This window comes from Microcystis sp. M53602_WE12, assembly GCF_030065455.1.
Classification (GTDB): domain Bacteria; phylum Cyanobacteriota; class Cyanobacteriia; order Cyanobacteriales; family Microcystaceae; genus Microcystis; species Microcystis aeruginosa.
Map to the genome: position 1 here is coordinate 1 of NZ_JASJFB010000074.1, position 10,462 is coordinate 10,462.

The following is a 10,462-nucleotide window of genomic DNA, read 5'->3' on the forward strand; positions in this document are numbered from 1 at the left end:
AAAACGGCTTTACGATATTTGGCTGGGAACACTAAATGATATAGCAAAACACTTACATTATGGCTCTTATGGATGTATTCACTCATTTTTCTATTGTACGCCGCGAGCGGCGGGGAATTAGACCCGAAGAGATTAAAAATGATGTACTATGCTTCTAAATCAAAGTAACCAAGGATAGTTAACCATGACATTAACGATTGTCAATGATACCCTAAAAACCATTCTCGCTCGACTGAAACGAGAATTAAAAAATCATTACGGTGATCGCCTTAAACAGTTGATCATGTTTGGTTCTCAGGCCAGGGGTGACGCACATCCAGACTCTGATATTGATGTCTTAGTGGTTCTTAAAGGAGAAGTAAATGCCAGTGAAGAAATTGAAAAAACTGGATTCATTATAGCCAGTTTATCTTTAGAAAAAGATTCGGTAATCAGTTGTATATTTATGGATGAATACCGATTCATTCATCGTTCTGGTCCTTTGCTTAGGAATATTCGTAAAGAGGGAATAATTCTATGACAGAAGATCAGATTGAATTACTTTTAAAAGCTCGTCAGCTTCCAAGAAAAATGAAAAGCGATCGCAGACAAATCTTCCCCTTCTTCACAATTTATTAATCTATTAACAGGTAGGTCAAATCATGGGAAACTTCCAAGCTATAAAAATCGAAACAGACGATCGAGTTGAGTTTAAAGACAATGTTATTAATGTCATTACAATTAATACCACACAAACGCCTACCATAACAAATTACTATCAATCTATACTCAAAGCGGCTTTAACAACTTTTAAGCTTAAAACCGAACTAACTCCCATTACGATGGACAATAAGATAATAGATGAATTTAATAATTCAATGAAATCCCTATGGGGAGAAACCTGCCAATTCAATCAATGCCTCATTGGCTATATCTTACAAGACACCCATCTTTCTAAAGATGTTGACACACTTTTAGCTCGAATAGCCGATGAAGAAAATAAATACTACTGGAAATGGCTCGACGGTAACAATGAGGTAAAAGATACTCCTGGCAATCAAATAATACTGAACCGATTACGCATTGTAAATGCAAATTTGCTCAATAAAATTTTTGTAAGATTTGATAATAGTACAGGTAATAAGATAGGAGGAAAACACTGGATAACAAATGAAAAACCCCTTCAGGATCAAACCTTAATCGTGCCAGCCATTGCTATCAGCCCAGAGGGATCTTATACAAATGGCACTGACTTATATTACGGTGTTTATGTAAATCCTAACGCTAGATTGCTTTTTCTGGATAATAGTGAAGATACCCAAAGATATAAATACGGAAAAAAAGATGGTTCTAATGATTATGAGATAAAGCGAACTTACAAGTATGATGAAAAAATAAAAAATAAAGATGAAGAGCGTGATAACGAAGACGCTGAATATTTTTTAGGAAAAGGAAATGAGCAATATCGTTATTTGTGGGAATTAAGAGGTCAAATCAATAAGTTGGGTGATAAGGAGAAGGGGAAGAATACTGTAACTAAAACTATACAAAATGTCTTTCAGTTGAAAACAGAGAGTAACTTGTTGAAGAACAGAATTCATTTCAAAAAGGATGATGGAAAAGATGATACTGAAAGAAATGATAAAGAAACAGAAAAAGCTAAAGACTTAGCACATCAGGCGGCTTGCGAGCTTCCTAAGGGAAACTATCACTGTTTTTACCACGATAACGGGGGAACTTTAATGGGGCATATCTCCGCCGTAAATATAGGCGAGGGAGGGCGTGGAAGTAGTGGCTATCCTATGCGTGCCGATAGGGTGAATGAGGTAAACTATAAATGGTTAATTAATTTGCTTGATGGAGATGCAAATTTTCCCTTAGCAAAATTATGGAGTTATGTGTTTGAATTAAATCCAGATTGTCTAGTAACGTCTCCTCCAGCAATTAAACAAAACCGCACAACTAACAAACCTGATGCTTTCTACCCTACTAATTGGCCTTACGACAAAGTCAAAAAAGATGGATTTAAAAATCCTGTCATTGGTAGTATAAATAGTTTGATTCAATATTATAAAACATTTAATCAGTCAGCAACTAAGAGAAATAATCCTAGCCAAGACCCATTTCCGCCTCGCGTTACGAATCCGAGCATTCCTGGTTATGATTATAAATTTGATATCAAAAAAATTGAAATATCTGTAAAGTTAGACAATACTGGCTACCGGGTATGGAAAAAGTTCAACGCTGGTGGACAAGACCTCACTTTAGGTTTTAACGAAAATGAACGAGTAGATGCGGGGAAAACGATGGCAGAAGCCTTGAGTGATTTTCATGTATATCCTGGGATGAAAGCCAGTAATATCACGCCTAAAATAACTGATTCTAAATTATCGGCTACCTCCTTTGCTAAATATGTACTAGGACAGCTTAATGATGATGATGTTAAGAAGCAATGGCGCAAAGATAATAAACTAGATGCAAATGCTACTGTTGATGCTTCTAGTTTAAAAACCGATCAAGAATGGTGTCACCTGTTTGGTCATGGGGATGGCGGTCCAGAAGAATTGGGTAATTTTGTTTCTGGTAGCAAACACTGCAACACTGAACAACTGGCGATTGAAACTGGTCAACGTCGCGTCAGTCAAAATGAAACCGATTTTACAGCAGTTGAACGAGGTAAATTAAAAGCCCGAATTACGGCTTATTTGATACCGAATGCGGGTACATGGGTAACAGGAGGAAGTTATACGCAAAAAAGTTTAAATGAAAAATTAGGTATTGACAAGGAAAATCCTCAGCTGGACTTAGTAACACAAAGAGATAAATTTTTTGAAGGCGTGCCGTTAGCAAAGCCAGTTAAATATAGATTAAAAACAGATGGTTCTGGTAACATAGATGATCAGGCTCTTAGAACAGCTTTTAAAGCCTTGTCAGATGAAATTAGTAGTCCTGCTACTGATGCAAAAAAAAAGAAACAGCTTTTCCAATTCCGGCACAATTTAGAAAGACATTTTTTCATGTATCTACCAATAGCCCGTTGGATGCGCTACAAGCTTTATTATGATGGGAAAAAAGTGTTTGACCACATCTACGATGCTCAAAGTGAAAGCATAAACTTACATGAATGCCAGATCCTTGATTACATGGTAGAAAGAGCGTTATATATAGCAATGGGTAAAGAGTCTGAGTACAAGCAAAAAATTAAAAGCCGTGTAGAAAAACTGCTACCTAGCGAGGAAGAAGCGGGGATTATCGGCAGAGTTTTAGATTTAGATCAAAAACTACATGAAATCCGCAATAACCTGAATTCAATAGAGGGGTTTGCAGAACAAATAGCAGGGGAAATGTCCACAATAAAGGACCGTCTAAAAGTGCTTAATCCTGATTTTCCAAACATAAAACTAGATCAACCAACAACAAATTGCAGCCACCTAGAAACAGCGCTTAAAACGGCCAATACTGACATTGAATCCCAAAGAATTATTTACACTGAAATTGAAAAAGATTTTAACAAGATGACCGTAGAACAGCAAAATCAAAGCCAACTTAAATTGATTATTACAGACACAGGTTTGGGGATGAAAATTCAGAATTTGAAGACAAAGGTTGAGGACATACAGAAAAGTCAAGCAACTATACAAACTGACATTGAGAATATGAAAAAAGAACTTGCGAAGGAAAAACCTGATAAAACAGTAATGGAAGTTGACAGTATTGAAGAAAAAGCCAGAGGAGTTAAGAGAAAGCTTGAAGAAATAAAAGAAGATCAATCAACTTTATCTGAGCATGACAGGAGAAAACTAAGAAAACAACAAAGTATGCTTTTAAATGCTAAGAAACTGTAAATCAATCTATCCCATTAAAAAACCAACCTACTTACATGAGCAATCCCCACCTTCAATCCATCAAAAACCAACTCAACTTAGGTCATTTGACACTGGATCAGAATGCCATCGGTTCAGCTTTAGCTAATCAACTTCAACAAGCCTTTTCTGGAGAAATATTACAACTTGAAGGAGTAAAACAACCCATCACTGAAACGGATGATTCCTTGCATTTTCAAGCAAGAATACCTTCATTACTGGGAGTAAGACTGCAAGCTGTTGAGGGCATCTTTTTTGTATATAATGGTCAGTTAGAATACCTTCTAAAAGCCACTCTCCCGAAGGTTTGGGATTTTTCTTGGTCTTATCCAGACCTTCCCGATTATACTAATTTTGGCAACGATCCAGATGCGGGTAATCAATCCTCACTTTTTTACGACTTACGATTTCCCGCTGATAAGCCGATGGTACTGGTTTTTTCTTCCCACAATTTTCAGACAGATCAAACCCCAAAATCCTATCTCACATTACTAGATACTACCTTAAATATTAGTAAAATTCATCAGGGGCTAAATTTTGTTTCAGAGATAGCACTTTCAGAGATGCCACTTTTACATACACTAATAGAATATGCGGGTTATAAAGATTCATCTTTACCTTTTTATGGATATATAAATCAACAACCTGAATACGAAGAAATACGCTTAGAGATAGAACTAAATTTTACTAAAACCTATGAAAATATTTTCAGTTTTGGGATTTATTCACTTGTCTTGCATACCAGCATCTCTCTTTATGCTAACTATATAGGATCGGGGATTAGCTTTTTAGGGAGAGTTACCATAGGAACCTCAAAAACACCTAAAAACGTAGAGATAGTCTGGCCCGTAGGGAGTACACAACTCATCATCGAAAATGCAGAACCTATTCCTTTTCCCGGTTTCGATACTTTTACTAACTTATTAAGTGGTCATTTACCTAACAATAGCGATACCTTTCCTCTGGCAATAAACTCATTAAGTACCCTAGAAATTCGTGAATTATCCTTACACTTATCCCTAAGTCCACTGAAGGTATCTTATATTGTCTTAAGTATCGGTACCACAGCAAACTGGAATCAACCCTTATTAGGAAAAGCATTAACAATTGAAGGTTTATTATTACGATGGGAAGTTAGCCCCGGAGATCCGACTCCTATTCGTTTTTATCTTCTATCCGCTTTCAATGTGGGAGGGGGTTTAGTAAACGCTTCAGCTGTCTTTCCCGACTTTGCTTTTTATGGTGAACTTGGCTTATATCAAACCATCGCCCTAGAGCAAATCATTGAGGAAATAATCCCCAATGCTCACCTGCCACACATCTCTATATTAGACCTTGCGATAAGTGCTGATATCAAACAAGGGTTATACGCCTTTGAAATAGAGATGGCTAGTGATTGGGAATTGAACTTGGGAGGAACTTCTATCTTACCCCTTAAATATTTACATCTAGAGATAGAAAAGAACCTTGGTGGTAGCTTTGCTACAATTAACAGTGTTCTGACTATTGCCGGGGTAGATCTGATTCTGCTGGCGACTAATGCCAACGAAAGTGGGGGTTGGACTTTTGCCGGAAGTACCAGACCTGGACAGCAAATTCCCATCGGACTGTTAATAAAAGATTTAGTAACAACCTTTGGAATAACAGATGAAGGTTTTCCCAAAGCTATTGAGGGATTAGTGGTTGAAAATATAGCAACTTATTTCAATACTGAAACAAAAAATTTCTACTTTACCTGTGAATCTATATTGGAGATCGAAGAAGAAATAATTGATGTAATTCTTCAAATTAATATTACCCAACAATTAGACGGCTCTTATAAAAAACACTTTGATGGACATATCACTATTGGGAGCTTAAAATTTGCCCTCATTTTCGATACTGACCAAACCTCTACCAAATTCCTTGCTGCTTACCATGATGACCAGACGGTAAAAGTTAAAGACCTGATTGGTTATATTGATTCTCAGCTAAAAAATGATATACCAGAAGGACTAGAAATCAACCTGAAAGATGCTTTATTTGCCTATTCTAAACAACAAACCTTAACTAATTTTCTCTTTGGTTTAAATATTGATGGTGGCATTAACCTCTCTAACCTACCCCTAGTCGGACAAGAATTTCCTCCCAATCAAACCCTGAAAATTTCCCTACAAATCTTAGCAACTAAAGCTGATTTTACAGCCCCAGAATTACAAGCCTTAAACACTTTATATACCGACGGAGGCATTAAACTACCCACCACCGATATTAACCAACGTCTCGACCTTATCCCCTCGCTTCAATTCGGAAGCGAAATCCAACAATTAGAACTCCCCATCACCATCAATAAACAGACGGGTCAAATAGAAGGAACAACCCCCCCACGGGATAATAACCTTTCTCCCCCAGTCGTCACCCCTTCCTCTACTCCCACCCCAATTAGTGATAGTACCAAATGGTTTACACTGCAAAAAAGCTTGGGTCCCGTCCACTTTCAAAGAATTGGTCTGAAATACCAAGACTCAAAAATCTGGGTTTTATTAGATGCCAGTCTTAACCTAGCCGGACTTTCCCTCTCCCTCGATGGACTTGCCGTTAACTCCCCCCTCAATCAATTTGACCCCAAATTTGACCTTAAAGGCATCGGCATCGACTACAAAGGCAGCGACACCCTAGAAATCGGTGGCGCATTCCTCAGAACTACCCGAAACGGCATAGACGAATACAACGGGGCCGCCGTTATCAAATTTAACGTCAAAGCCAAAACCCTCAACCTTTCCGCCATAGGGTCCTATGCTTATTTTCAAGGACATCCCTCCCTCTTTATCTACGCCATTCTTGACTACCCCATCGGTGGACCCTCTTTCTTCTTCGTCACCGGATTAGCCGCCGGCTTTGGCTATAACCGCGCCCTCAAAGTCCCCACCATTGACCAAGTTGCCACCTTCCCCCTCGTCGCCGAAGCGGTTAACCCTCCTCCGGCTGAGGGTTCTAACTCAGACCAAGCCGCCCGACTCACAGGAGAACTAACCAAACTCCGAGACTATATCCCCCCCGAAACTGGGCAAATATTCCTCGCCATCGGCATTAAATTCACCTCTTTTAAACTGATTGACTCTTTTCTCCTGCTTACCGTCGCTTTTGGTAATCGTTTTGAACTTAATATACTTGGTTTAGCCACCCTCATCGCCCCCCCAAATGTAGGCGCAGGAGTCCCCCCGGTTGCCCAAGTACAACTAGCCATCAAAGCCAGTTTTCTGCCCGCCGAAGGATTTATCGGCGTTATTGCCCAACTTACTCCTAACTCTTATATCCTTTCTCAAGCTTGTCATCTCACCGGAGGATTTGCCTTTTATGGCTGGTTTGCCCCTAACGTCCATGAGGGAGATTTTGTCCTCACTTTAGGGGGTTATCATCCCCTCTTTAAAGTCCCAGACCATTACCCGAAAGTACCTCGCCTTGGGCTTAATTGGCAAGTTAGCAGTGAACTTTATATCAAAGCAGATGCTTATTTTGCCCTGACTCCTTCCGCTATCATGGCCGGGGGACACCTCCAAGCTACTTGGAATAGTGGTCCTCTGAGTGCTTGGTTCAACGCCGGGGCAGATTTTCTCATGTCTTGGAAACCCTATCACTACGATATTTCTATCTATATTGATATGGGGGTTTCCTATACTTTCCAATTTTTCGGGACTCAGCATATTACCGTTCAATTAGGGGCAGATTTACACATCTGGGGACCCGAATTTACAGGTATTGCCCATATTCATCTTTGGATTATCTCTTTTGATGTGAGCTTTGGTAGCAGTGCCTCGCAAGCACCCACAGCCATTGACTGGAATGAGTTTAAAACCTCTTTTCTCCCTGCTGCTGATGCTATTTGTACCATTGCCGTTAAAGAGGGTTTAGTCAGAAAAGTTAATCAAGACGATAAAACAGATTTAGGGAACATTAATCCTAAAGATTTCTGCTTAGTCGCTAATTCAGTCATTCCTATTAAAACTTGTAATGTTAATCTTAATACTCAGGAAATTAATACCCAGTTTGGCATCGGTTCCATGGCAGTAACAGCCTCTGAGCTAATCTCAGAATTAACGATTACTATTAATAAAAATGGTACAACGCTAAACTCAACAGAATTTGACGAAGATTTTGCTTGTACTCCCCTATTTAAAAAAGTTCCCGTCGCACTTTGGGGCGAATCTTTAACCCCTAGTTTGAATGGTAATCAATTTATTGAAAATACCCTATCTGGATTAGAAATTAAACCTAAAAAACAACCAGAACTGGGGGCAACTCAAGCCATTAATCGCAGTAAATTACAATTTAGCACTACTTCAATTAATAATGCTTATCATTGGCGAACGATTAGCACTTTTCAGGAGGAAACCACTAAAAACATTAGTAACACTATTGTAGATAATGCAGTCAACAACACCAGAGATAATTTACTAAAAGCACTAAATTTGAAAAGTGAAGAAATTGATCTCAGTGCAACAATTGCCGATCATTTATTAGGTTCACCTAAAATTGGAGTTTTAGTTAATTAATTATTATTAAAGGAGTCAAAAATGCCAGAAACTACCACAACTGAACCCACTAAAATTGAATTTATTCAGTATCATCAACCAGCTTTAAAAGATGGTGACTATGAAATTACTGTTACACAAACCATAGAAAGTGGAGCAAAAATACCTAGAACTACTTTTACAACAGATATTACAACAAACCAGAAAACTAAACCTATTCGTTTTACTGTATCAGGAGAACGCTTTGAATTAAAACCTACAGACATCCACGCTGTATTTCCCCCTGATGGTAGCTTAGGGGAACATTCCAATGTTTTACCCCATATTATCCTAAACCGTAGTACCTTACCTTGGGAACGTCAATCTGTTAGTAATAATAATGATACTGCTTGGTTAGCTTTATTATTATTTGAAGAAACAGAAAACCCCGAATCCAAAATTATTACCCTAGAAACCTTAAAAGATATTAATATTTATACTGCTAAATTTCCTAATTTTAGCCTAGAAAGTGGACAACATGAAGACGATAAAGTAATAATTATTGATGTCCAGAAACAGTTATTAGAAAAAATTTTACCCACTAAAGAAGACTTAACTTATCTTGCTCATGTTCGTCAAGGAACAGATGAGCAAGGAAAATTAATCGGCGATGAATTAGCCGTTATTATTTGTAATAGACTTCCTCAAAAAAGTGGCAGAAGTATCGTCCATCTGGTTTCTTTAGAAGGACGTTATAATAATAACGGTTTTGATTTTCAGGGAGCAGGAGATAATGATAATATTCGTTTAGTTAGCCTAAAAAGTTGGAGTTTTTCTTGTATTGATGAAAAGCAAAGTTTTCAAGGACTTTTGACCCATCTTAACCGAGAACCTAGTACCCTAAGATTGCCACAAGTTAATAATACTGAAGCCGAAAAATATCTATCTATGGGTTATGTTCCCCTACCCCATTTTTTACGACAAGGAGGGAAAACCTTCTCTTGGTATCATAGTCCTTTAATCACAGGAAACAACCCTAACAATAACATCACTTTACCCATTCGTACAGCAGATGAATTAATCATATATAATCCTGATAATGGTATGTTTGATGTTTCATACTCTGCTGCTTGGGAATTAGGAAGATTACTCGCTTTACAGAGTAAAAATTTATCCGTTAGTCTCTATAATTGGAAACGCACTCATAGACAAAGCTTACAAAATGTAGAAACTCATTTACCTGTTTATAATCAACCTAATACAGAACTTCCTGAAAGTATTTATAATTGGTTTGAAGATTTAAATCTTCTTAAAGGTGTACCCTTTAATTATCTCGTTCCCGATGAACTTATGTTACCTGTAGAATCAATTCGTTTCTTCTATCTTGATTCCCTTTGGATAGAATGCTTATTAGATGGAGCCTTTAGTATTGGTCGAGTAACTACATCAGATCATAAACATGATCAAGAAAATAAAACAAATCTTGCTGTTAACAATTACCCCACAGTAACTGGTTTTTTACTCCGTTCAGATGTAGTGTCAGGTTGGCCAGGTTTACTCGTTGATGGTTATAATGAAGATGATACAAAAAAGATTGAACTACTACGGATGGAACGTCTTTCCGCTAATGTTTTAATTAAGGGAGAAATCAAGAGATTAGATATTCACCAAAAACCAGAAACCTTACATTTCGGACTAGACTGGGATGATGAGAATAAAACCTTTTACAAAAAATTAAAAAACTTAGATGGTCAGGAAATTAACAAAAAGGTTGATAATATTCCTTGGAAAGATTCAGAAAAAAGAGTTATAGATATCAATTCACTTACTAACAGGATTAAAGAACAAGTGGACAATAGTAGCTCATTTACCTCTGCACAATTGGCTTTAGAGATGATTGAAGGAGTAGAAAAAGTGAGATTTATTGGTTCTTAAAAACCTATTAACTAGGTAGGCATTAAAAATTATCAGATGCCCCCCTTATTAAGGTAGGGCTGTTTCATTCTCCCATCAGAATATCAAAAGTAAAAGCGATCACTGTCAGGTAAAATGAGAAGTGAACGCGAACTTTTGAAAGATATGTTGAGCTTAATAGAAAAACTAAAACAAGTCAAGGACTTTCGGAAAGAT

Annotated in this window: 4 protein-coding genes and 1 pseudogene; 4 read left to right on the top strand and 1 reads right to left on the bottom strand. The window is 37.6% G+C overall.

What is annotated here, in order from left to right:
- Positions 1–86: pseudogene (locus PX482_RS03295) on the bottom strand (IS200/IS605 family transposase); the annotation flags it as partial.
- A 98-nt stretch (positions 87–184) separates the two neighbouring features.
- Between PX482_RS03295 and PX482_RS03300 the strand changes: the two are divergent.
- The 4 genes from PX482_RS03300 to PX482_RS03315 all read left to right on the top strand — a co-directional run bounded on the left by PX482_RS03300 (position 185) and on the right by PX482_RS03315 (position 10,267).
- Positions 185–520: a nucleotidyltransferase domain-containing protein gene (locus PX482_RS03300; RefSeq protein ID WP_002758903.1), complete on the top strand. Its 336-nt coding sequence runs from the start codon at positions 185–187 to the stop codon at positions 518–520.
- Positions 521–641: 121 nt separating this feature from the next.
- A complete protein-coding gene (locus PX482_RS03305; RefSeq protein ID WP_002758902.1) occupies positions 642–3,824 on the top strand; it encodes a hypothetical protein in 3,183 nt (1,060 codons plus the stop codon).
- Between the two features lie 86 nt (positions 3,825–3,910).
- Positions 3,911–8,374: a DUF6603 domain-containing protein gene (locus PX482_RS03310; protein ID WP_288096917.1), complete on the top strand. Its 4,464-nt coding sequence runs from the start codon at positions 3,911–3,913 to the stop codon at positions 8,372–8,374.
- Between the two features lie 21 nt (positions 8,375–8,395).
- Positions 8,396–10,267, top strand: coding sequence for a hypothetical protein (locus tag PX482_RS03315; protein ID WP_288025349.1), 1,872 nt, complete (start codon positions 8,396–8,398; stop codon positions 10,265–10,267).
- Positions 10,268–10,462 lie beyond the last annotated feature (195 nt).

What these genes read in the sequence shown, in the direction of transcription:
- PX482_RS03300 (WP_002758903.1), top strand. Translation starts at nt 185, where the DNA reads ATGACATTAACGATTGTCAATGATACCCTAAAAACCATTCTCGCTCGA.
- PX482_RS03305 (WP_002758902.1), top strand. Translation starts at nt 642, where the DNA reads ATGGGAAACTTCCAAGCTATAAAAATCGAAACAGACGATCGAGTTGAG.
- PX482_RS03315 (WP_288025349.1), top strand. Translation starts at nt 8,396, where the DNA reads ATGCCAGAAACTACCACAACTGAACCCACTAAAATTGAATTTATTCAG.